Genomic DNA, 21692 nt, shown 5'->3' on the forward strand with positions numbered 1-21692 from the left:
GGGCACGGCCACATGATCCGTCCGTCACCGGGAGCCCCCGTTGCGCGTCAGCTACCGCCAGCCCGGCGTCGTCCTCACCGACCGCCGCTTCACCGTGCCCCTCGACCACGACGACCCCGCGGGGGAGACGATCGAGCTGTACGCGCGTGAGGTCGTCGCGAGCGACAAGGCGCACCAGGACCTGCCGTGGCTGGTCCACCTCACGGGCGGTCCCGGTTTCGGGGCGGCCCGGTTCATCGGCCGGCAGAGCTGGCTGGACCGCGCCCTGCGGGAGTACCGGGTCCTGCTCCTGGACCAGCGCGGCACCGGTGCCTCCACACCCGCCAACCGGCAGACGCTCCCGCTGCGCGGCGGTCCCGCCACGCAGGCCGAGTACCTCACGCACTTCCGCGCCGACTCCATCGTCCGCGACTGCGAGGCGATCCGGCCCGAGGTCACCGGCGGCGCCCCCTGGACCGTCCACGGCCAGAGCTTCGGCGGCTTCTGCGCCGTCACCTACCTGTCCCTGGCCCCCGAGGGCCTGGACACCGCCCTGATCACCGGCGGCCTGCCCGCGCTCGACGCCCACGCCGACGACGTCTACCGGGCCGCCTACCCGCGCATGGAACGCAAGACGGCCGCCCACTACGCCCGCTACCCGCAGGACGTCGAACGCGCCCGCCGCATCGCCGACCACCTGCTCACCCACGACGTGACCCTGCCCGGCGGCTACCGCCTCACCGCCGAGGCCTTCCAGTCCCTCGGCATCCTGCTCGGCGGCGGCGAGGGCAGCCACCGCCTGCACTACCTCCTGGAGGACGCCTTCGTCCGGACCCCGTACGGCGCGCAGCTGTCCGACGCGTTCCAGGAGCAGGTGCAGGGCCTGCTGTCGTACGCGGGCCACCCGCTGTACGCGCTGGTCCACGAGGCGATCTACGGCCAGGGCGAGCGGCCCACCGACTGGGCGGCCGAGCGGGTCCGGGCCGAGTTCCCGCAGTTCGACGCCGCGCGCGCCCTGGCGTCCGGGGAACCGCTCCTGTTCACCGGCGAGGCGGTCCAGCGGTGGATGTTCGACTGCGACCCGGCGCTGCGCCCGCTGCGCGAGACCGCCGAGCTGCTCGCCGCCCGCACCGGCTGGCGGCCCCTGTACGACCCCGCCCGCCTCGCCGTCAACGAGGTGCCGGCCGCCGCGGCCGTCTACCACGACGACCTGTTCGTCGACACCGCCCACTCCCTGCGGACGGCACGCGCCATCCGCGGCCTGCGCACCTGGGTCACCGACGAGTACGAGCACGACGGCGTCCGGACCGACGGGCCCCGCGTCCTGGACCGGCTGCTCGCGCTCGCCCGCGACGAGGTGTGAACCCGGGGCGACGACGAGTCCCGGTCCCCGGGCGCGACGCCGGCGGCCCGCGCCGTTCCCTATGCTGAACGGCATGCGAGATCACACGGGGGACCGGGCGGCCCTGCGCGGCGACTGCGAGCGGTGCTTCGGACTGTGCTGCGTCGCCCTCCCCTTCACCGCCTCCGCGGACTTCGCGCGGGACAAGGAGGCCGGCACGCCGTGTCCCAACCTCCGGGACGACCACCGCTGCGGCATCCACGCGCGGCTGCGGCAGCGGGGCTACCCCGGCTGCACGGTCTACGACTGCTTCGGCGCCGGGCAGCGGGTCTCGCAGGTCACCTTCGGCGGGCGGGACTGGCGCTCCGGCCCGCCCGGGCACGCCCGCCGCATGTTCGACGTCTTCCCCGTCGTGCGCGGGCTGCACGAACTGCTGTGGTACCTCGCCGAGGCGCTCACCCTGCCCGCCGCCCGCCCCCTCCACGCCGATCTGCGCCGCCTGCGGCAGCGGACCGAGCGGCTCGCCGGCGGCACGCCCGAGGAGCTGGCCGCGCTGGACGTGGCCGCGCACCGGCAGGAGGTGAACGCCCTCCTGCTGCGCACCAGCGAACTGGTCCGCGCCGGGGTGCGCGGCCGGAGGAAGAACCGCCGCGGCGCCGACCTGATGGGCGCCCGCCTCAAGGGCGCCGACCTGCGCGGCGCGAACCTGCGCGGGGCCTACCTCATCGCCGCCGACCTGACCGGCGCGGACCTGCGGGGTGCGGACCTGATCGGTGCGGACCTGCGCGACGCGGACCTGACGGACGCGGACCTGACGGGCGCGTTCTTCCTGACCCAGCCTCAGCTGCACGCGGCCCGGGGCAGCGCCGGCACCCGCCTGCCGAAGTCGGTCATCCGCCCGGCGCACTGGGCGGCGGGGCGCTGAACCGCCCTCCCGGGTGGCCGGTTCCACTCCCGGGTCCGGCCCGGTCCTCCCCGAGCGGTCCGGCGTACGGCCGGCGGTGCGCGGCCGGCCGGCGTTCCCCACCGTGGTGTGCCCGGAGTGGCCGGCCGGCCCGGAACCGGCCCCGGAACAGGTACGCGATCCGCGTGCGCGCCCTGCCCGGAACCATCGCGTACCGAAAGGTCCCGTGGGGACCTGGCACGTGACGTGGTTGGCGCGCGCCCCGATCTCCGGTAGGTTAGGCAAGGCTTACCTAAGGAGGATGGGATGGGTGACGGCCACACCTGCACGGCCGCGCCTGCCGCGGCGGAGCGGGCCCGCTCGGTGCTCGCCGCCGCGTGGTCCTGCGCGGTGACCGCGCAGGGCGGGCGCGAGGAACTCGTCGGCGCGCACACCGTGACCGACGACGGCCGGCTGTTCCTGGAGGTGCCCGAGGACAGCGCCCTGCTCGGGGCGGCCCTGTGCGCGCCCCGCGGCGAGCCCTCCGCCGTGCTGGAGTTCGCCGACGTCGCGCCCGTCCCGGTCCGCGACCGCGTCCGCGCCCGGCTCTGGCTCGCCGGCCGTCTGGCCCTCGCCGACGGCCGGCTCGCCTTCCACCCGACGCGCGGGGTGCTGCGGCAGCCGTCCGGTGCCGTGGTCGTCGGCCCGCAGGAGCTCGCCTCCGCCGCGCCCGATCCGCTGGCCGCGGCCGAGGCCCGGCTGCTGACCCACCTCGCCGACTGCCACGGCGACGCGGTCGAGCGGCTCACCCGGCTCGTCGACCCCGGCAGCCTGTACGGCGCGGTCCGCGTACGTCCCCTCGCCGTCGACCGGCACGGCCTGACGCTGCGCATCGAGCGCGCCCGCGCCCACGGTGACGTACGCCTGCCGTTCCACGCGCCCGCCGACACCGTCGCCCAGCTCACCGAACGGATGCACGCACTGCTCACCCGGGCGGCCGCGGCCTCCTGCCCGCGTGCGCTGCGGCGGCAGCGCACGGACGGCGAGGGGTAGGCGGCGACGGGCGGGGCGCCGCCCCGCCTCCGGTACGGGCACGGGATCGGCGGTCCGCTCCCGGGGGCCGCTGGGCCGACGCGGATCGAGGGCGTCCGGGACCGGTGCGGCTGGGCACCCCGGCCGGCCCGCGGCCCACCGCGGCGCGGGAGACCGCGGCGGGCGGGGACCGGAAGCGGCCGAGCGCGACCCGGGGGGCGATGCCCCCGCAGGGGGATGCCCGTCAGGGGGAACGGCGGGCGACGGCCTCCCCGCCGCGCCGCGGACGCCGCGGACGCGGTACGCGGCGCAACCGGTCCCGCAGACCGGTCAGCCGGGAGCGGCGCGCGTGCTGCTCCCGCGTGTGACGGTCCAGCTCCTCCAGCAGGCGGCGCGACCGGTGCTCGGTGTCCATCTCGTCGAGGATCCGGTTGACCTCGGCGAGCACCGCACCGTGCAGCTGCCAGTGCCGGGTGTCGCGCCGCACCTCGTCCAGCAGCAGGCCGGCGAGTTTGTCACGAGTGATCGCGGCCTGCCGCAGCTCGGCGGAGAGACGTTCCTCCGCGGACTCCGCGTTCTCGCTGATGCTGGTGGTGACCAGTACCGCGAAACTCACCACGGCGTCGGCGATCTCGGACAGCAACCGCTCGACGGTGGCGCCGACCTCCGGCGGGAACAGGGCCTGCGGCTCGCGTTCCTTCGCCAGGTCGGTGAAGGTGCGCGCGAGCACCCGCAGGACCACCGTGCAGATCTCCAGCGTGTCCAGCCCCGTACGCAGCACCACCCGGTGCAGCAGCCCCTCGCGGACACGCGGGTTGAGCCGCAGGCTGTCCTCCGCCTGCCGCAGCGCCTCGTCCACCTCGACGATGGCGTGGTCGAGCCGGCGGGCCTCGTGGAGCCGCTCCGCCGCGCGGCTGTACAGCGTGTGGCCGGCGGCCTCCTCGCCCAGGCGCAGCATGAGCTGCCGCATCCGCCTGGCCAGCCCCTCGATCGACTCGCCGGCCTGCTCCACCCACACCGGAGGCGCGAAGAGCAGGTTGAAGGCCAGGCCGACGACCGCCCCGATCAGCGTCTCCACCACCCGGGCCCAGGCCAGCGCCCCGTGCGAGGTCACCCCGAGCACCAGCATCGCGCTGATCGCCACCTCGGCGACGAACTCGTGCGCCCGCACCAGGTGCCCGACGCCCAGCGCCGCCACGATCACCAGGGCCAGGCTCCACCAGCTCAGCCCCACCACCACGCTGAAGGCGATCGCGACCAGGACACCGGCCACCACGGAGTTGACGCGGCGGACGCTCATCTTGAGCGTCGCGTACAAGGTGACCTGGACGACCAGCAGCGCGGTGAGGGGCGCGGTGAGCGGCGCCGCCGACTTGTCGGGGGACAGCCGGACCGCGATGACATAGGCGATCGACGCCGCGGCGGCCGAGCGCAGCGCCTGTACGACCAGGGGGTCCCGACACGCCTTCCGCACCGCCCGCGCGGCTGCTTCGGCCCTCTCACGTAGATCACGCATCCTCGGGCTGTTCCCCTTCCCCAGGCGCATCGAACATATCCGGCCAGGACGGTAACCGGCCACAGCGGATCGAATCGTCCCCACGCGCCGCGGAGGGCCGGACGTGTGGTGCCCCGGCCCTCGGGAAAACCCCAGGACAGACCCCCGGTTCCCCGTACCCCGGGGTGGGGGGCCCGCCGTATGGCGGCCGGTTCCGGCGACGCGGCAGCCTGGGATCATGAGACGGCAGCGGACCGGAATCCTCCTGACTCTTCTCACCGCGCTCACCACGCTTGCCGCGGCCCCGGCCTCCCCACTCCCGGCGGCCGCGCCCGCCCCGGCCGCCGCGCGGGCCGACCCGGACCCGGCGGTCGTCGCGGCGCTGGACCGGGCCGCCCACCCACTGCGCACCGTCGAACCCGGCGGCGGCACCCGCGACCTGCGCCCCCTGGACCGGATGATCGGGAACGCCCGCGTGGTGGGCCTGGGGGAGGCCACGCACGGCTCGCACGACTTCTTCGCGCTGAAGGACCGGGTCCTCCGCCACCTCGTCGAGGAGCGCGGCTTTCGCACCTTCGCCCTGGAGGCGCCCTGGAGCACCGGCCTGCGGCTGGACGCCTACGTGGTGCGCGGCGAGGGCGACCCCCGGCGCATCATGAGCGAGGAGTTCCAGCGCGACTACCGGTGGTGGAACACCACCGAGTACCTGCGGCTGATCGAGTGGATGCGGGCGTACAACGTGCGCCACCCCGACGACCCCGTGCGGTTCCTGGGCGACGACATCGCCTGGACCGGCCCCGAACTGTACGACGCGGTCAGGGACGACGTGGCGGCGGCCCACCCCGGGGTGAGCGCCCGCCTCGCCCGGCTGTACGCCGGACTGCGGCCCACCGTGCCGGCGGGGACGTACATCGAGGAGTACCTGGGCAAGCCCCTCGCCGACCGCGAGGAGATGGCCGCCCGCACCGGCGAGGCCCTGCGGCTGCTGGAGCGGCAGGGACCGGGCCGCGACCGGGAGGCGCACGAACGGGCGGTGCGCCACGCCACCGCGATCGACCGGACCGCCCGGCAGTACGCCTTCGACCTGGAGGATCCCGCCCAGGTCGCGGCGGCGATGCGCTACCGGGACGAGGCGATGGCCGACAACGTCCTCCGGTGGCAGCGGGAGACCGGCACGAAGGTGCTGCTCTCCGCCCACGACGCGCACGTCGCCTACGAGCCGGCGGACCCGGAGCACTACCCGAAGGTGCAGGGAGCCTTCCTGCGGGACGCGCTCGGCGACGGGTACGTCAGCGTGGGCCTCACCTTCGGCCGCGGTTCGTTCCACGCCACCGGGCCGGACGGTGCCGTCCGGCGCTGGACGCTGGGGCCGGCGGACCCGGGCGGCAACGAGCACACCCTGGACCGGGTGCGCCACCGCGACTACGCCGTCGACCTGCGGACCGTCGGCGCGCCGGCCGGACCGTGGCTGCGGCGGGCCCGCCCGACGCGGAGCATCGGCACGGACTACCCGGACGGCCCGTACGACGTCGCGCTCGCCCGCAGCCACGACGTGCTGATCCACCTCCACCGGGTGGAGGCGGCCCGGCTGCGCGACCGGTAGCGCCCGCCCCCCGGGTCAGGCGGCCAGCTTGTCGAGGAACGCGTGCAGATTGCCCGTCGTCCGGGCGATCTGCTCCTCCAGGGTGAGGCTCTCCTCGAAGCGCGCGCCGGTCTCGGGCACCTTCTTGCCGCGCACGTAGAGGGAGCAGGCGAGGTCGGTGCACATGTACAGGCCGACCGAGTTGCCCTCGCGGCCCGCCGCGCCGGCCTTGCGCGCGGTCATCAGCGACACGCCGCCGCGCGGATGCGAGGTCAGGCACAGCGAGCACAGGCTGCGTTGGAGGAAACCGCGCCGGGCGGGCTGGAAACGCATCGCCACGCCGACGAGCCGGCCCTCGCGTTCGGTGACCAGGTGGGTGCGGTCGGGTGCCCCGGGGTCCCGCCAGCCGAGGAAGTCGAGATCCTCCCAGGGGCGCTCGGCGAGATCGCGGGGTACGGCCAGACGCCTGGCCTCGCCCTTGGAGCAGTTGACGAAGGAGCTGCGGATGTCCTGCTCGGTGAGCGGCCTCACGGGATGCCTCCTGGGGGTCGGGAGCGGACTGAAACCTAGGATCCCTAGGTTCGCTCACGGTAACCACCCGCGCGGAGCCGGGGCCAACGATTTTCCACCGGCACCTCACGGCTCACCGGCGCCTGACGGCCCGCCCCCGGGCCGCGGCGGCCAGACCCCGGGGGCGAGCACGCCGAACGCGTAGGCGCGGGCGACCAGTTCGGTGCGGTTGGCCGCGTTCCAGCGGGCGGACAGGCGGCGCAGGTGGTACGTGACCCCGTCCGGCGTCAGGCCCGTCTCGCGGGCGGCGCGGGCGGTGGTGGCGCCCCGGGCGAGCAGGGCGAGGATCCTGGCCTCCGTCGGCGAGACCCGTACCGGCGGCTCGGCCTGCGGGGGCCGTTCGCCGAGCACCCGCAGCATCACCAGCAGCGCGGGCGTGTCGTCCGCGGTGTCGCTGACCGGGTCCGCCGTCAGCTCGCCGTACCGCTCCCCGCCACCGGGGGACGGCCAGCGCACGGACACCTGGTAGCGCGAACGGTGCCGCAGCCGCAGCGCCTGCGCGATCCGCTCCACCTGGCCGGCCTCCCGCGGGCTGAACAGCTCCAGCACGTTCCGGCCGCGCAGCCGCCCCGGCGTCGTCCCGCACTCCGCCGCCATCGCGGGGTTGGCCAGCAGCACCGCGCCGTACACGTCGCACACCGCCACCGGCACCGTGATCCGGTCGAACAGCATCAGGGCACGGTTGCGCCACACCACCGCGCCCCGCGCGTCCATGTCCACCCTCACCTCCTGCCACGGGGCACTGTCGCGGGCAAGGGCGACACGCCCACGGGCACTACACAATCATGCAGTGCCGCGGGACGGCCCGCGGGGTCCCGTCGACCAGGCTGGAACGCAGTACGTCCGTACCGCGAAAGGCAGTTGACGCGCATGCCCCCCACCGCGCCGCACCCCCGTCCCGCAGGCGCCGGCCCCGACGTCCCCGTCGTCGACATCTCCGCCACCGGCCCCGGCCGCACCCCGATCCAGCAGGCCATGGGCCTGATGCGGGAGCACGGCCCGGTACTGGTGCGGCGGCTGCACGGGCGGGACACGCTCTTCGTCGCCGACCTCGGCCTCGTCACCGAGCTCGCCGACGACGAGCGGTTCGCCAAGCACGTCGGGCCCGCGCTGGAGAACGTCCGGGAGTTCGCCGCCGACGGCCTGTTCACCGCGTACAACGACGAGCCGAACTGGGCCAAGGCGCACGACATCCTCATGCCCGCCTTCGCGCTCGGCTCGATGCGCACCTACCACCCCGTGATGCTGGCCGTGGCCCGCCGACTCGTCGACAGCTGGGACCGCGCCGCCCGCGCCGGGCGGCCGGTGGACGTCCCCGACGACATGACCCGGATGACCCTGGACACCATCGGCCTGGCCGGCTTCGGCTACGACTTCGGCTCCTTCGCCCGCGACGAACCCCACCCCTTCGTCGCCTCGATGGTCCGCTGCCTGGAATGGAGCATGACCCGCCTGGCCCGCGTCCCGGGACAGGACCACACCGCGGCCGACGAGGCCTTCCGCGCCGACGCCGCCTACCTCGCCCAGGTCGTCGACGACGTCATCGCCGCCCGCACCGGCACCGACCAGAGCGCGGCACAGGACCTGCTCGGCCTGATGCTCACCGCCGGGCACCCCGCCGACGGCACCACGCTGGACGCCGCCAACATCCGCAACCAGGTCATCACCTTCCTCATCGCCGGCCACGAGACGACGTCCGGCGCGATGTCCTTCGCGCTGTACCACCTCGTCAAGCACCCGGCCGTGCTCCAGCTCGTCCAGCGCGAGGTGGACGAGGTGTGGGGCGACCAGGCCGACCCCGAGCCGACGTACGACGAGGTCGGCCGGCTGACCTACACCCGCCAGGTCCTCAACGAGGCGCTGCGCCTGTGGCCGACGGCCGCCGCGTTCAGCCGCCACGCCCTTCAGGACACCCTCCTCGGCGGGCGCATCCCGCTGCGCGCCGGGCAGGGCGTCACCGTGCTCACGCCGATGCTGCACCGGCAGCCCGTCTGGGGCGACAACCCCGAGCTGTTCGACCCCTCCCGCTTCACCGCCGAGGCGGAGGCGGCGCGTCCGGTGCACGCCTTCAAGCCGTTCGGCACGGGGGAACGCGCCTGCATCGGACGGCAGTTCGCGCTCCACGAGGCGACCATGCTGCTGGCGATGCTGGTGCACCGCTACCGGCTGCACGACCACGCCGACTACCGGCTGAACGTGAAGGAGACCCTCACCCTCAAGCCCGAGGGCTTCACCCTCACCCTGACCCCGCGCACCCCCGCCGACCGCGTCCACACCCCGCTCCCCGGAGCGGCCACCGGCCCCGCCCGCACCCGGGCCGCGGCCGGCACGGCGGACGCCGCCCCGCCCGCCCGCGTCCGCTCCGGCACCGGCGCGCTGTTCCTGCACGGCAGCAACTACGGCACCTGCCGCGAGTTCGCCGCCCGGCTCGCCGACGAGGCCGCCGCGCTCGGCTGCGTGACCGAGGTCGCGCCGCTGGACGCGTACGCGGGCGGCCTGCCCGCCGACCGCCCCGTGATCATCACGGCCGCCTCCTACAACGGCCGCCCCACCGACGACGCCACCGCCTTCGCCGCCTGGCTGGAGGAGGGCGCCGCGGACCTGTCCGGCGTGACGTACGCGGTGCTGGGCGTCGGCGACCGCAACTGGGCCGCGACCTACCAGCACGTCCCCACCCGCATCGACGACCGCCTCGCCGCCCTCGGCGCCACCCGGCTGCTGGAGCGCACCGCCGCCGACGCCTCCGGCGATCTCACCGGCACCGTCCGCGACTTCACCGCCCGGCTGCGCACCGCCCTGCTGGAGCGCCACGGCGACCCGGAGGCGACCGCCCCGGCCACCGCGGCGGCCAGGGCCTACGAGGTCCGCACCCTGACCGGCGGCCCCCTGGACGCCCTCGCCGAGCGGCACGGCCTGGTGCCGATGACGGTCACCGAGGCCCGTGACCTGACCGCCCCCGGCCACCCCCGCCGCAAGCGGTTCGTCCGTGTGGCCCTGCCCGAGGGCGTCACCTACCGCACGGCCGACCACCTCACCGTGCTCCCCGCCAACGACCCGGCCCTCGTCGACCGTGCCACCGCGGCGTTCGGCGTCGACCCCGGTGCCGTGCTGGACATCCGTCCCGCCCGGCCCCGCCGCGACGGCTTCGCGGTGGACCGCCCCCTGACGGTGCGTGAGCTGCTCACCCATCACGTGGAACTCCAGGAGCGCCCCACCCCCGACCGGCTCGCCGCGCTCGCCGCCGCCAACCCCTGCCCGCCCGAACGCGCGGCCCTCGCCGCCCTCACCGACGACCCCCGCACACTGGTGGAACTCTTCGAGGACCATCCCGCCCTGCGCGGCGCCCTGGACTGGCCGGCGCTCCTGGAGCTCCTCACCCCCTTGCGGCCCCGTCACTACTCCATCTCCTCCTCACCCGCCGTCAGCCCCGGCCACGCGGATCTGATGGTCTCCGTCCTCCAGGCCCCGGCCCGCTCCGGCAAGGGGGTCTACCGCGGCACCGGATCCGGTCACCTGGCCGCCGTCCGGCCCGGCGACACGGTCTACGCCCGCGTCCAGCCGTGCCGGGAGGCCTTCCGCGCCGGCATCGACGCCGGCAGCTCCGCGCCGGTCGTCATGGTCGCCGCGGGCACCGGTCTGGCCCCCTTCCGCGGGGTGATCGCCGACCGCGTGGCGGCCCTCGCCGCGGGCGCCCCGCTCGCCCCCGCCCTCCTCTACTTCGGCTGCGACGCCCCCGACGCCGACTTCCTGCACGCCGACGAACTCCGTGCCGCCGAGGCCGCCGGAGCCGTCTCGCTGCGGCCCGCCTTCAGCGCGGCCCCCGAACGCGGTGCCGCCTTCGTGCAGCACCGCATCGCCGCCGAGGCCGAGGAGGTGTGGGCCCTGCTGGCCGCGGGCGCCCGTGTCCTCGTCTGCGGCGACGGCGCGCGGATGGCACCCGGCGTGCGGGAGGCGTTCCGCGCGCTCCACCGCAAGCACACGCCCGACGCCGGCGAGGCGGCGGCCGGGGAGTGGCTGGAGGGGCTGATCGCGGCCGGGCGGTACGTGGAGGACGTGTACGCCGCCGGATGACGGGACGGGCCGCCGGGCGGTGCCCGCCTCCCGGAGGGAGCCGCACCAGGCGGCCCGCCGCGGACACCCGCGACCCGGACGGGTCACCGCGGCCGCTCCGGCGTTTCACCGGCCGGAACGGAGGTACCCGAGGGCGCTCGGACGACGGGAGTCGACAGCAAGGGAGTGTGTTGTGACCGACCATCGCCCCGGAGGACCCGACGGGAACGGTGCCCCCGTGCCGCGGGACATGCCGGACCAGCAGGCCGACGCCGGTGAGGACCCGTGGGAGGTCGCCCCGGACGCCACGGGCTCCCGGGAGGACACCGACGGGGACGACGCCCGCGCGGACGGCCGGGATGCCCACGCCACCGGATCCGCCGACGTACCCGACACGGACGAGGCGGGAACGGGCCGCAGGGGAGCGCCCCGCTCGGGCGCCGTCCCCTCCGAACACCCCGTACCCGACGAGCCGTCGGACTGACCGCGGGCCCCGCGCGGGGTGGGGGGCGCGGGGCGGCGGTCAGCCGACCTTGCGCCCCCGCAACGGCTCCGTCCGCGCTCCCGCCCCCTCCCGCAGACCCTGCAGGAACTCCCGCAGCACCTCGGTGGCCGTCCGCTCGGGCCGCCAGCCGAGATCGGCACGCGCGCGCGTGCAGTCCAGCAGGGGCAGTCGCAGTACCGCGTCGAACAGGCGCGGCGAGGCCGGCAGCAGCCGCAGCCCCCGCGCGGCGGCGATCGCAGAGCGCGCCGCGGAGCGGGGCAGCCGCACCCGGCGGGTCCCGAGCATCTCGCCCAGCAGGCCGGCGTCGACCGGGGGATCGGCCGCCAGGTTGAAGGCGCCGCGGACGTCGGAGCGCACGGCGAGCCGGCAGGCGTTCGCCGCGTCGTCGGTGTGCAGTACCTGCGCCCGCAGCCCGGGCACGTCCGGCAGGAGGGGCAGCAGTCCGGGGCGGGCCACCGGCCCCGGCAGGAAACACCCGCCGAAGATCCGGCGCTGCTCGCTCCCCTCGGCCGTCGGGTGGGACGAAGGCCGCCCGGGTAACCCTCGCCCCGGGTCCACGCGCGGCGGCGGGGCGGGCGGCGCCGGGCGGACCGCGGGAGAGGGACCGCCGGAAAAGGAAGAGCCCCGACCGGACGGGGGGATCGCGGTCGGGGCGGTCTGGGGCGGGGTACGGATGGCGGTCGCCTCTCGGCGAAAGGCTCCACAGGGCTTCAGCCGAACGATCTTCCCTGTGGGCGATGGGTGAGGCCCGGGGACACTGTCCCATCCGTACCCACGCCCCGTTCAACGGGGAGGACCCTGCGGGTGTTCCGCGTTCCGTCCCGTTCTGCGGTGATCTGCGTCACTCGCCTTGGTGACCCCGTTTTTTCCCGTCCTCCCGGTCCTCCCGGCCGTCCCGGCCGTCCGGAACGGTCTCCGCCCACAGGTTCTCCGCCTGGAGCAGCAGCGTGCCCAGGACCGCGGCCCGCGCCGCCTCCTGCCCGGCGTGTTCCCGCAGTCCCTCCTGCAGCCGCAGGTGCAGTTCCTCCAGCGCCGCCTCGGCCGGGATCTCGGCGGCGGTGTCCGGCTCCTCGCCCTGCAGCCGGCCGGCCTCCGCGTGACAGGCGTCCCCGATCAGCTCCAGCAGCCGCGCGTAGCGCTCCAGCACCGGCCCCTCGGGCGGGGCCGGCGTCCGGTTCTCGTCGGCCGCCACCGTCAGCGTCCGGATCAGCGCCGTCACGTGCCCGGTCACCCTGTCCCACCGCTGGTCCTCCTGCTCGGGCGGCGCCGCCACGGGAACGCGGTGCAGGGCGCGCAGCGGACCGTACGTCAGCCGCAGGCTCTCCTGGCTCCAGCCGCGCGCCGAGTGCAGCGCGTCGAGGCGGTGCTGCAGCCGCGCGGCGGCGCTCGACCAGCCGACGGCGGTCTGCGCGTCCCACGCGCAGTCCCGCAGGTCGGCGGCGAGGGAGTGCAGGACGTCGCCCGCCTCCCGGGCGAGCGCCGTGAGGTTCTCCCGTACGTCGCGCAGGTGGATCGGCGGCAGCACCAGCGCGTTGACGGCGACGCCGATGACCGCGCCGAGCGCCGCCTGCCCGACCCGGTGCCCGACCGCGGCGGCGGAGACGGCACCGGAGGCCAGGGTGAACACCGCCGTCGTGGCCGCGTAGACGCCCTGCCCGCCGAAGCGCTGCCAGTTGGCGAGCAGCATCAGCAAGGGCAGGCACAGCACGAGCGCCACCGTGGTGTCGTCGGTGACCGCCTGGGCCCCCGACGCCACCAGCGTGCCCAGGCACATCGCCGTGAACAGCTGCGTCGCCTGCCGGACCGAGCTGTACACGGTGGCCTGCACCAGCACCACCGCCACCCACGGCGCCATCAGCGCCATCGGGTCGCCCATCCAGACCTGGGCGACGCACCAGGCGAGCAGCCCCGCCCCCGCCGCCTTCAACGACTGCACGGCCAGGTCGCGCTCCCGGCCCGGCCCGCTCCAGGCGGCCCGGGCGGCCCGGGCTACGGCGGTCGCCTCCCGCCGCACCGTCTTCGCCGGCCGGGCGCCCCGGACCACCTCCCGGAGACCGCGCGGCCACGCCCGCCGGGCGCCCTCGCCGGCGGACCGGTCCTCCTCCGCCCGGATCTCCGCGGTGCGGGCGCCGGTGGACGCCTGGTCCGCCGCGGCGGGGGCGTCATCCGGCCGGGCGCCGACGGGCCCGGCGGCGGTCCGCCGGGGACCCGGTGGCCGGGTGTCCGCGGGCCGGCCACCGCCGGCCGATGCCCCACCGGCGTTCCTCCGGCGCCGTACCGCGCCGTTTCGTGTCCCGGCCCCTCGGGCCGTCCGCCGTACGGCCCGGGCCGTACGTCCCACCGCTTCCCTCAGACGTGTCATGTGCTGCCGGGTATCCGCGCGACCGGGTGTTTCATGCCAGCGGGCTGTCCGCGAGGGAGGCCAGCAGGTGCGCGGGATCGGCGTAGACCGCGTCCGCGCCCGCCTCCTCCAGGTCGGCGCGGGGGACGCCGCCGCACAGGACGCCCACGCAGCGCACCCCGGCCCGGCTGCCCGCGCGCATGTCCCAGACGGTGTCGCCGACGAAGACCGCCCGCTCGGCGGAGACCCCGGCCAGTTCCAGAGCGTGCTCCACCGGTTCCGGCGCGGGTTTGCCCGCGTCGACGTCGTCGGCGCTGGCGGTCGCGGTGATCGCGTCGTCGGCGTCCAGGGCCCGGCGCAGCGCGTCCAGCTCCGCGCCGCTCGCGGAGGTGGCCAGCACCACCTTCCAGCCGTCGCCGGCCAGGCGCCGCAGCAGGTCCCCGGCGGCCGGCAGGGCGGGCAGCCGGTCGAAGTACTGCCCGTACAGCGCCTTGTGCGCGGCGCTCAGTGCGGCGTCCTGGTCCTTGTCGCGGTCGTCGCCGAGCAGGTGGCCGACGAGGTCCGCGGAGGGCAGGCCCACGGCCCGGTGGACGGCGTGCATGGGCACCCGGTGACCGGCCTGCCGGAACGCCTCCCACCACGCCACGACATGCAGGTGATTGGTGTCGACGAGGGTCCCGTCGACGTCGAACACGGCTGCCCGTTCCATGCACCGGTTCCTTTCCTGGTTCTCGCGTTCTCACGTGTCGCTCCCGCGGCGGGTACCACCTCGGCGGCCCGTCACTCCGGCCGGCACCCGCACGCGGGCGCCGCGGTTTGCCGGTGCCCCACCCGGGTACTGCGATGCCCCGTCACGCTTTCCGCACCGACGAGGAGGGCACACGTGTCCACCCCCACCGCATCCGCCCCCAAGGTGGCCGTCGTCACCGGTTCCGATTCCGGGATCGGCCGCGCCACCGCCGTCCGCCTGGCCGAGGCGGGGATGGACGTCGGCATCACCTGGCACACCGACGAGAAGGGCGCCGAACGGACCGCCGAGGAGGTCCGCGCCCTGGGGCGGCGGGCCGAGACCGCCCGGATGGACCTGACCCGGCTGCCGCAGGCCGCGGACACCGTCGACGAGCTGTGCGAGCGGCTCGGCCGCATCGACGTCCTGGTCAACAACGCCGGGACGGGCACGGCGACGCCCTTCCTCGACCTGAGCCTGGACGACCTGCGCCACGTCCTCGACGTCGACCTGGCCGGGCCCTTCCTGTGCGGGCAGCGGGCGGCGCGGCACATGATCCGGCAGGGTGGCGGCGGCCGGATCGTCAACGTCACCTCCGTCCACGAGCACCAGCCGCGGGTGGGCGCCGCCCCGTACTGCGCGGCCAAGGGGGGCCTCGGGCTGCTCACGCAGGTCATGGCGATCGAGCTCGCCGAGCACGGCATCACCGTCAACGCGGTCGCCCCCGGTGAGATCGCCACCCCCATGACCGGCCAGGAGGACACCGACCCGCACACCGAGCGCCGGCCCGGCGTGCCGCTCGGGCGGCCCGGCGACGCCCGCGAGGTCGCCGCGGTGATCGCCTTCCTCGCCGGGCCCGACGCCTCGTACGTCACCGGAGCCTCCTGGAGCGTGGACGGCGGCATGCTGCGGATGGGCCCGATGGCCGGATCCCACCTGACCGGCGACGACTGGCGGCGCCCCTGAGCGGACCGCCGTGCGACCGCGTACCGGCTCCTGCGACCGCCCCGGCCTGCGGCTTTCATCGCCGGGGCGCCGGCGCGTCCCGCACGGGCGGGGGCCGGCGCACGCGGGGGAACGGGGCGTACGGCCCGGTGGCGGCGCTCGGTGGGCAGGTGCCCCGCGGACGCGGCGAGAGTGCGTCCGGCCGCCCGGCCACGCCGGGCACGATCGAGACGGCGGCACCCGGCCTTCTGCGCCAATGGCGCGAATCGACCATCCGGGTGCATCGCGTTCTACGCTCTCTGTATGACCGAAATCGCGAGCCCGTACATCACCCGTCCGAGGATCGTGGTGCTCGGGGTACAGCCGGACAGCCCGCCGTTCCGGATCGTCGAGATCGACGGTCAGGTGGTCGGTGAGGCGAGGACCGTCATCGACGTCCTGGAGGCCGCCGCCTCGTACGGCATCACGGTCCACGACCTGGACGATCCCGAGGTGATCCGCTGGGTGGGCGGCGACAAGTTCACCTGGACCCGGCACTAGAAGTGCTTCGTCAGGTTCTGTCGTCAAATGATCTTCGATCGGGGATCATGGTCGGGTGATACGCCGCCATGAACTGTCCGATGCCGAGTGGGCCTTCGTGCAGCCGCTGCTGCCCCGGTCCGGGCGGGGCCGCAGACGGCTGCACGACCGGACGGCCCTGAACGGGATCGTGTGAAAGGTCCGGACCGGCACGGCCTGGCGGGACGTGCCCGAGCGATACGGCTCCTGGGCGACGCTGCACACCCGCTTCCGCCGATGGGCCAAGGACGGCACCTTCGAGCGGATGCTCCGAGCCGCCCAGGCCAGGGCCGACGCGGCCGGGGACATCCAGTGGCTGGTGTCGGTCGACTCCACGATCGTCCGGGCCCACCCACACGCGGCCGGAGCGCGAAAAAAGGGGGGCTTCGCACCCCGGGACTCGGCCGGTCCAGAGGCGGCCTGACCAGCAAGATCCACCTGGCCTGCGACGGCGCCGACCGCCCGTTCGCCTTCACCGTCACCGGCGGGAACACCAACGACTGCACCCGGTTCACCGCCGTGATGGAGGCGATCCGGGTGCCCCGGCCGGGCCCAGGACGGCCCCGGGTCCGCCTCGATCACGTCATCGGCGACAAGGGCTACAGCTCCAAGGCCATACGCACCTGGCTGCGGCGACGCAACATCCGGCACACCATCCCGGAACGGTCCGACCAGCTCCGCAACCGGCTCCGACGCGGCAGCCGTGGCGGACGTCCACCGGCCTTCGACAAGCAGGTCTACGAGCGGCGCAACGTCGTCGAGCGGTGCTTCAACCGCCTCAAGCAGTGGCGCGGCATCGCCACCCGCCACGACAAGACTGCCAAGTCCTACCAAGCAGCCGTCACTCCCGCATCGCTGCTGATGTGAGCGTGACATTTGATGACACCGCCTAACAACCCATCTCATTTGGCGTAGTCGGTAGTCTGCGGGCGTGACGATCGTGGAACGTCTGGTGCCGGATGAGCTGTGGGAGCTGTTCCAGCGGGTGGTGCCGCCTGCTCCGACCCGGCCGCAGGGCGGCGGCCGCCGCCGTCACGGTGACCGGGAGGTGCTGGCCGCGATCATCTTCGTGGCCACCTCGGGATGTACCTGGCAGCAGCTGCCGTCGGCGTCGTTCGGACCGTCCGGGGCGACCGCGCACCGGCGGTTCGCCGAGTGGAGCCGGGCGCGGGTGTGGGCCAGGCTGCACCGCCTGGTACTGGACGAGCTCGGCGCCCGGGGTGAGCTGGACTGGACCCGCTGCGCGATCGACTCGGTGAACATGCGGGCGATGAAAAGGGGGAGCTGACCGGCCCGAATCCTGTCGATCGGGGCAAGTACGGCTCGAAGATCCACTTGATCACCGACCGGAATGGTCTGCCCCTCTCGGTCGGCGTCTCCGGAGCCAACACCCACGACAGCCAGGCCCTCATCCCGCTCGTGCGCGGTATCCCGCCCATCCGGTCACGCCGCGGGCGACGCCGCCGCAGGCCCGGCAAGCTCTACGGAGACAAGGGCTACGACTACGCCCACCTGCGGAGATGGCTCCGCCTTCGCGGCATCCGCCACCGCATCGCCCGCAAGGGCGTCGACTCCTCCGCCCGGCTGGGCCGCTATCGCTGGGTGGTGGAGCGAACGGTGTCCTGGCTGGCCGGCTGCCGTCGCCTCCACCGCCGCTACGAGCGCAAAGCCGATCACTTCTTGGCCTTCACCAGCATCGCCTGCACCCTCATCTGCTACCGCCGCCTCGCCAAATGAGATGACTTGTAAGGCACCAGGCAGGGCCTCGGCCCGAAGGCCCAGCGGCTGCGCTGGAGCGGCCTAGAGCCGGTGAACGAGGTCAGGAACATCCGCACCGGCCCCACGACCCCGATCGGTGTGGACGCTTCGGGCCGCCGCGGCCGCCACGCCGTCCACACGGTCTGCAGGCCGCCCACGCCGACCAGTCGTACTACCTCTGCGGCGACGTCAACTCCGCTGGCTGACAACGAGGTTGCGCGGAGGCCACCTGCCGGATGGCGGCGATGGTGGGTTCGGCACGTCTTTCGGCCAGCCAGGCCAGGGCCGAGACGGAAGGCGCGAGACCGGTGACGTCGACGTACCGGATGTCGGGGCGGGGGAAGAAGTCCCGGGCGGCCGCCGGGAGGAAGCACATCGCCGCTCCGCTGGCCACGATGTGGAGCAGGGACTCCATGTCGGTGGCGACCGGCCCGTACCGCACGGGACTGCCGTCGGGGCGCGGATCCACCGCCCAGAAATCCCACCACACCCGCGGCACCTGCTCGGGTACGTCGGCCACGGTGCGGTCGGCGAGCTGGGCCAGTGTGAGGCGGGGCAGGGCGGACAGGGGGTCGTCGGCCGGCAGGCACGCCACGCGGGGCTCCTCGGCGAGGTGATGCACCTCTATGCAGGCCGGGACGGGGGGCCGCAGGAAGGTCACGTCGGCCTCCTGCCGGACCAGGGCGGCGATGTGGTCGACGAAGTTGAAGCTGCGCACCTCCGGTATCACCCCGGGGTGCCGGTCGCGCAGGGTCCGCAGGACGGCGCGGGTGTGGGGCATGGCGGCCTCGGCGCCGATGGTCCCCACGACGAGCCGGCCCGAGAGCCGGCGCGCCTGCGCGTCGGCGATCCGCCGCATCCGGTCGGTGGCGCCGACCGCCGTTCGGGCCTCGGCGCGCAGTGCCTGTCCGGCCGCGGTAAGGACGACGGACCGGCTGGTGCGTTCGAACAGCCGCACCCCGAGCCGCCTCTCCATGTCCCGGATCTGCTGGCTCAGCGCGGACTGGGTGATGAACAGGCGCGTGGCGGCACGGCCGAAGTGAAGCTCCTCGGCCAGCACCAGGAACAGGCGCAGCTGGTGGATGCTCGGTTCCGTCGGCCTCCCGGAGCCCGTGCCGACCATGGCCACCCCTCTTCTCCGGTAACGATAAGAATCTCATTATCGACCGGATGGGATTCCGCACACCGGTGTTCGGTGACACCGGAGGCGCAGTTGTGCGAATGTTCTGCTCGCTGCCCCGGTGACCGGGTTGACCGCCCGGTGCGGGTGGCGCGCTCATATGGCGCAGGCTCCTGAGGGAGACACGGACGGGGGTGAGCTTGACCGTGGTCGGTACGCCATCACCAGTGCACCGCCGGTTTACCGGCGCACGGAGTCCCAGGGGAAGGGGCGTACGGCGCATCCTGGAGACAGGTCTGTCCTGAAGGCCGTTCCGCCGCGGGGAACCGCCCTCCCCGTCCGCCGCCCGAGCGGACCCGGTCCGCGCACCTCGGCCCGCCGTGCCGTTCCCCGGCCCGCCCCGACGAGGGGGTCGCCGGCCCGGGACGGGCGGCACTATGACCCGCCCGCCGGCGCGGTGGTCGGCCGCCAACCAGTCGAACGAGAAGTCCGCCCCGCAGCGGCCCGGTCCTGCCCGGCCCCGGGGCGTTCCGTCCGTGTGCGTGGGGCAGCGGGCGGGGGAGGAGGAGACGATGAGCGGTGTACTGGTCCACCTGCCCTCGGACGAGGAGGGAACCGCCCCCGGACCGGTGAGCCTCCGGCTCGGCCCGGGGGACATGGCGCGTTTCGGGCGCGGTTCCGCGTCCGTCCCGGTCGAACTGCGGCTGTCCCACCCCGCGGTGTCCCGGCTCGCGGGGGAGATCCGGGTGACGGAGGACCACTGGCAGCTGAGCAACCTCAGCGCGACCCGGAGCTACCTGGTGGAGAACCCGGAGGGAGCGGGCGAGTACTTCAGGGTGCCGCCGGGCCGGGCCGGAGCGCCCGTCCCCTTCGAGTTCGCGCGTGTCGTCCTGCCCACCCAGGGACGTGCCGTGAGCTTTCAGGTGTTCGCCCCCGACCACGTGTACCTCGGTACGAGCGGGCTGACGGGTCTGGCGGGCACCGACACGCTCAGCGCCTTCTCCCTGGACGAGACCTCCACGTACTTCCTGGTCCTGGTCGCGCTCTGCGAACCCCGACTGCGCGACGAGTCGGCGGTGGCGGTGGCGACCACACCACAGATCGTCGAGCGGCTGCGGAGCCACCCGGCCTGCGGCCGGCTGACCACCCGGGCGGTCAGCTCCCACATCGACTACCTGGCGGAGGAGAAGCTGCGGATCGTCGCCCCGGGGAGCGCCGGCCCCGGCCCGGGCGGGCGGCGCAACGGAAAGCGGGAGGCGATCGTGGGGCTCGCCCTGCGCTTCGGGCTCGTACGCGAGGAGCATCTGGGGCTCCTGCCGTCCAGGAGGCCGTCCCGCCACCTGCCCGAGACGGTGAGCCGGTGAGCGGCGGGTCGGTGGAGGTGGTCCCGCGCGGCTACCGGGTCGGCGCCTGGGAGGCCGCCGGCCTGATCGGGGCCGGCGGCTGGGGGACGGTGTACGCGGGCCGGTCCGCCGGCGGACCGGACGACGCCGGCGGACCGGCGGAGGTCGCGCTCAAGTTCCTGCCCACGGCGGGACTGGCACCGCGCCAGGCGCGCGGCCTGGTGGAGACGGCCCGGCGCGAAGCCGAACTCGGCCGGCGCGCCCGGCACCCCCGGCTGATCCGGGTGCTGGACTCCATGACCCTCAGCGACCCCGCCAGCCCCGCCCTCGACGGAGCCGTGGTGCTCGTGATGGAACGGGCCGAGCACAGTCTGCGCGACCGGCTCGAGAACCCCCCCGGTTCCGGGCGGCCGCCGCTGCCGGTACGGGAGGGGGAGCGGCTCCTCACCGAAATCTGCGAGGGACTGGCACATCTGCACGGCCTCGGCTGGGTGCACGGGGACCTCAAGCCCGACAACATCCTGATCATGGCGGACGGATCCGTGCGGCTGTCGGACTTCGGCCTCTCGGTGGAACTGGACGGCACCCACGCCTACATCCCGCCCCTGGGCACCCCCGACTACCTGCCGCCGGAGCGCTGGCGGGCACCGCTCGGGGAGCGGGGCGTGCAGATACGGCAGAGCACCGACGTCTGGGCGCTGGGCATCATGATCCACCAGGTGTTCACCGGGGGCGCCTCGCCGTTCCCCGGCACCACGGCGACGGCCCGCGCCGCCACCGCCCAGGAGTACGCCACCGGGCGCACACCGCTGCGCATGGACCCGCGCGTACCGCCCTTCTGGCGCGGCCTGGCGGCCGACTGCCTCACTCCGGACCCCGTCGACCGTGCCGTGCACACCGCCGAGAGCCTGCTGGCCCGCATCCGGGCCGGGCGGGAACTGCCCGCGCGGTACCCGGCGCGCCGGGGCAGGCACGCCATGCTGGCCGCCACCCTGGCCGCCGTGGTGTGCGGCGTGGGCGCCGGCTGGCCCCAGCCCGGCGGGGTGGACCGGTCCGCCCGCACCGGCGTCGCCGTGCCCGGACGGGACGGGCCGGCGGCGGGGAGCGGGACGAGCGCACGCGTCGAGGTGTTCAACACCGAGGAGCAGTGCCGCGTGCGCGGCAACCGGGACGAACTGTGCAGTCTCGGTCTGGCGATCGATCCCCTGGAGCCGTACACCGCCGACAACGTCGTGGCGACCAGGGTCTGGCACGGTGATGCCCTGGCCGCCGACTGCCAGGTGGCACGGGGCGTTCCGGTCATCGACGAGACGGGCGCGCGCTCGGTACGGTGGTTCCGGGTCCGCCTCCCGGCCGGGGAGCCCCGGAGCACGGCCTGGCTGCCGGCCGTACGGACCAAGGACCGCCCGCCGCTCCCGGAGTGCCCGGTAGGGCCGTCCCAGGGCTGACGCCGGCACGGCTC

The 21692-nt window shown here is 74.9% G+C and carries 17 protein-coding genes and 2 pseudogenes; 12 read left to right on the forward strand and 7 right to left on the reverse strand.

Features of this window, described 5'->3' with window-relative positions; genetic code table 11:
• The first annotated feature begins 40 nt into the window (after positions 1-40).
• The 3 genes from ACSU6Z_RS27205 (at position 41) to ACSU6Z_RS27215 (ending at position 3257) form a co-directional block, all read left to right on the forward strand.
• Positions 41-1342: an alpha/beta fold hydrolase gene (locus ACSU6Z_RS27205; RefSeq protein WP_437049572.1), complete on the forward strand. Its 1302-nt coding sequence runs from the start codon at positions 41-43 to the stop codon at positions 1340-1342.
• A 61-nt stretch (positions 1343-1403) separates the two neighbouring features.
• The gene (locus tag ACSU6Z_RS27210; protein ID WP_437049574.1) at positions 1404-2246 is read left to right on the forward strand and encodes a pentapeptide repeat-containing protein; all 843 of its coding nucleotides are present in this window, start codon (positions 1404-1406) and stop codon (positions 2244-2246) included.
• Between the two features lie 285 nt (positions 2247-2531).
• Positions 2532-3257, forward strand: coding sequence for a DUF2470 domain-containing protein (locus tag ACSU6Z_RS27215; protein ID WP_437049576.1), 726 nt, complete (start codon positions 2532-2534; stop codon positions 3255-3257).
• Positions 3258-3480: 223 nt separating this feature from the next.
• On the opposite strand, the gene ACSU6Z_RS27220 is transcribed toward ACSU6Z_RS27215, so the two are convergent.
• Positions 3481-4752, reverse strand: coding sequence for an FUSC family protein (locus tag ACSU6Z_RS27220; RefSeq protein ID WP_437049577.1), 1272 nt, complete (start codon positions 4750-4752; stop codon positions 3481-3483).
• Positions 4753-4969: 217 nt separating this feature from the next.
• On the opposite strand from ACSU6Z_RS27220, the gene ACSU6Z_RS27225 reads away from it, so the two are divergent.
• Positions 4970-6334, forward strand: coding sequence for an erythromycin esterase family protein (locus ACSU6Z_RS27225; RefSeq protein WP_437049579.1), 1365 nt, complete (start codon positions 4970-4972; stop codon positions 6332-6334).
• Between the two features lie 15 nt (positions 6335-6349).
• Here ACSU6Z_RS27225 and ACSU6Z_RS27230 read toward each other — a convergent pair whose 3' ends face one another.
• Together ACSU6Z_RS27230 and ACSU6Z_RS27235 are read right to left on the reverse strand one after the other, a co-directional pair.
• Positions 6350-6844, reverse strand: a complete 495-nt coding sequence (locus tag ACSU6Z_RS27230) for an FBP domain-containing protein (RefSeq protein ID WP_437049581.1) — start codon at positions 6842-6844, stop codon at positions 6350-6352.
• A 105-nt stretch (positions 6845-6949) separates the two neighbouring features.
• The gene (locus ACSU6Z_RS27235; protein ID WP_437050505.1) at positions 6950-7597 is read right to left on the reverse strand and encodes a PAS domain-containing protein; all 648 of its coding nucleotides are present in this window, start codon (positions 7595-7597) and stop codon (positions 6950-6952) included.
• Positions 7598-7753: 156 nt separating this feature from the next.
• Between ACSU6Z_RS27235 and ACSU6Z_RS27240 the strand changes: the two genes are divergently transcribed.
• Entirely contained in the window at positions 7754-10954 is a 3201-nt protein-coding gene (locus ACSU6Z_RS27240) for a bifunctional cytochrome P450/NADPH--P450 reductase (protein WP_437049583.1), read from the forward strand.
• 172 nt (positions 10955-11126) lie between these two features.
• Positions 11127-11417, forward strand: coding sequence for a hypothetical protein (locus ACSU6Z_RS27245; RefSeq protein ID WP_437049585.1), 291 nt, complete (start codon positions 11127-11129; stop codon positions 11415-11417).
• A 39-nt stretch (positions 11418-11456) separates the two neighbouring features.
• Here ACSU6Z_RS27245 and ACSU6Z_RS27250 read toward each other — a convergent pair.
• The 3 genes and pseudogenes from ACSU6Z_RS27250 to ACSU6Z_RS27260 form a co-directional block, all read right to left on the reverse strand.
• A pseudogene (locus tag ACSU6Z_RS27250) lies at positions 11457-11939 on the reverse strand (NAD-dependent epimerase); the annotation flags it as partial.
• Positions 11940-12279: 340 nt separating this feature from the next.
• Entirely contained in the window at positions 12280-13482 is a 1203-nt protein-coding gene (locus ACSU6Z_RS27255; RefSeq protein WP_437050507.1) for an FUSC family protein, read from the reverse strand.
• 349 nt (positions 13483-13831) lie between these two features.
• Positions 13832-14488 (reverse strand): HAD family hydrolase, encoded by a 657-nt coding sequence (locus ACSU6Z_RS27260; protein WP_437049587.1) that lies wholly within the window; start codon positions 14486-14488, stop codon positions 13832-13834.
• Positions 14489-14662: 174 nt separating this feature from the next.
• Here ACSU6Z_RS27260 and ACSU6Z_RS27265 point away from each other — a divergent pair, with 174 nt between their 5' ends.
• The 4 genes and pseudogenes from ACSU6Z_RS27265 to ACSU6Z_RS27280 all read left to right on the forward strand — a co-directional run bounded on the left by ACSU6Z_RS27265 (position 14663) and on the right by ACSU6Z_RS27280 (position 17746).
• Entirely contained in the window at positions 14663-15472 is an 810-nt protein-coding gene (locus ACSU6Z_RS27265) for an SDR family oxidoreductase (protein WP_437049588.1), read from the forward strand.
• Positions 15473-15754: 282 nt separating this feature from the next.
• Positions 15755-15991 (forward strand): hypothetical protein, encoded by a 237-nt coding sequence (locus ACSU6Z_RS27270; protein WP_437049590.1) that lies wholly within the window; start codon positions 15755-15757, stop codon positions 15989-15991.
• 58 nt (positions 15992-16049) lie between these two features.
• Positions 16050-16876 (forward strand): annotated as a pseudogene (locus ACSU6Z_RS27275) (IS5 family transposase).
• 73 nt (positions 16877-16949) lie between these two features.
• Positions 16950-17746, forward strand: a protein-coding gene (locus tag ACSU6Z_RS27280) for an IS5 family transposase (protein ID WP_437050253.1) whose coding sequence is annotated in 2 segments (ribosomal slippage) — positions 16950-17295 and positions 17295-17746 — 798 coding nt in all. Because the reading frame shifts where the segments join, the coding sequence is not laid out codon by codon here.
• Between the two features lie 193 nt (positions 17747-17939).
• On the opposite strand, the gene ACSU6Z_RS27285 is transcribed toward ACSU6Z_RS27280, so the two are convergent.
• On the reverse strand, positions 17940-18890 hold the full coding sequence (locus ACSU6Z_RS27285) for a LysR family transcriptional regulator (protein ID WP_437049591.1): 951 nt from the start codon (positions 18888-18890) through the stop codon (positions 17940-17942).
• A 569-nt stretch (positions 18891-19459) separates the two neighbouring features.
• Between ACSU6Z_RS27285 and ACSU6Z_RS27290 the strand changes: the two genes are divergently transcribed.
• Positions 19460-20251, forward strand: a complete 792-nt coding sequence (locus ACSU6Z_RS27290; protein WP_437049593.1) for a serine/threonine protein kinase — start codon at positions 19460-19462, stop codon at positions 20249-20251.
• Positions 20248-21678, forward strand: a complete 1431-nt coding sequence (locus ACSU6Z_RS27295; RefSeq protein ID WP_437049595.1) for a serine/threonine-protein kinase — start codon at positions 20248-20250, stop codon at positions 21676-21678. Before ACSU6Z_RS27290 ends, ACSU6Z_RS27295 begins: the two co-directional genes overlap by 4 nt.
• Positions 21679-21692: the final 14 nt, after the last annotated feature.

It is taken from the genome of Streptomyces sp. enrichment culture, from assembly GCF_964273145.1.
In the GTDB taxonomy this organism is placed as follows: Bacteria; Actinomycetota; Actinomycetes; order Streptomycetales; family Streptomycetaceae; genus Streptomyces.